Below are 1,165 nucleotides of genomic sequence, written 5' to 3' on the forward strand. Positions count from 1 at the left end.
GTCCTGGTGGACCGGGGCTCCTCGCGTGTCCGGGGGGCTCGTGCGGCTGCTGCGCCGCTCAGCGGGAGGGGAGTTCGGACGGGCCGACGTGGCCGTCCAGCCAGTCCCGCAGCGGCTGGGAGGCGTGCAGGAACCCGGTGATCCGGGTGTAGGCGGCGCGGGTGCCCAGCCATCCGGCCGGCTCCCATTCCTGCCAGGCCACCAGGCCCTTGTGGCGCAGCAGTCCGATCCTGGGGTGGTCCTTGGGGTAGCCGCGCGGGGTCGACTTGAGGGAGTCCCGGCCGGCCACCTGCGGGCCCTCCTGTTCCACCCGGGCGATCACCCGTTCCAGCTCGGCGCCGCTGACGTCCTCGGCGACGGCGGCGCGGTAGCGCTCCAGCTGGTCGGGGGCGAGCCGGTACATCCCGTTGCCGCAGGACAGGCCGTCGGCGGAGAGCTGGATGTAGCCGCCGGACTCCAGGTGGGCGCCGACGTGCGTCTTGTACGGGGACTTGTCGGCGCTGAACCGGACGTCGCGGTTCGGGCGGAAGACCTTCCCCGGTCCGAACTCCGGCTCCAGGTCGGCGAGCAGCTGCTCCATCGGGGCGCGTACGGCGTCGTCGTACCGGTCCTTGTGGGCCTGCCAGAAGGTCTTCGAGTTGTCGGCTTCCAGGTGCTCGTAGAAGTCGAGCGCCTCGGCCGGCCAGCCGGAGAAGGTCACGCCTCCAGTATGTGGCCCGGTGCACAGGGTGCTCCCGTCGCCAGGGCGACTACCGGTGGGTAGCATGCGGGCATGAGCAGCGCAGAGACCGCCACCGCCGCCGCGCCGGACGCCCGTACCGAGCGCCGCGCCAAGCGCATCGCCAAGAACCTGACCAGCTTCGCCCGGCAGCACGGGGGAAGCGCCGACGCGGTCGTCGAGTACGTCGGCGCCGTGGCCACCCGGATCGTCGTGGTGGGTGCGGACGGCGCCTGGGGCGACCAGGTGGCCCCCAGCTACGCCGTCGGCCGCCGGGCCGCGGAGCTGGCCGGGCTGACCCTGCACGACGACTTCGAGGGCGAGCTGGGCCTCAAGGTGAAGACCGGCGAGTACGAGTGGAAGCGGATGGCCGGCCTTCAGCTCGGCGGCTGAGTCCGGCTCCAGGCTCCGGACGCGGCGACGGCCCGGCTCCCCCGTGCGGAGGGG

General features: G+C 73.2%; 2 protein-coding genes. One reads left to right on the top strand and one right to left on the bottom strand.

All coding sequences use genetic code 11. The features are described from left to right. Positions 1-58 precede the first annotated feature (58 nt). Positions 59-700 carry a DUF2461 domain-containing protein gene (locus ACFU7Y_RS44090; protein ID WP_224275292.1) on the bottom strand — a complete coding sequence of 214 codons (642 nt, stop codon included), beginning with the start codon at positions 698-700 and terminating at the stop codon, positions 59-61. 72 nt (positions 701-772) lie between these two features. On the opposite strand from ACFU7Y_RS44090, the gene ACFU7Y_RS44095 reads away from it, so the two are divergent. Further along, positions 773-1,111 (top strand): hypothetical protein, encoded by a 339-nt coding sequence (locus ACFU7Y_RS44095; RefSeq protein ID WP_224275290.1) that lies wholly within the window; start codon positions 773-775, stop codon positions 1,109-1,111. The last annotated feature ends 54 nt before the right edge of the window (positions 1,112-1,165 follow it).

The sequence above is a fragment of the Kitasatospora sp. NPDC057542 genome, assembly GCF_042801945.1.
Taxonomy (GTDB): domain Bacteria; phylum Actinomycetota; class Actinomycetes; order Streptomycetales; family Streptomycetaceae; genus Kitasatospora.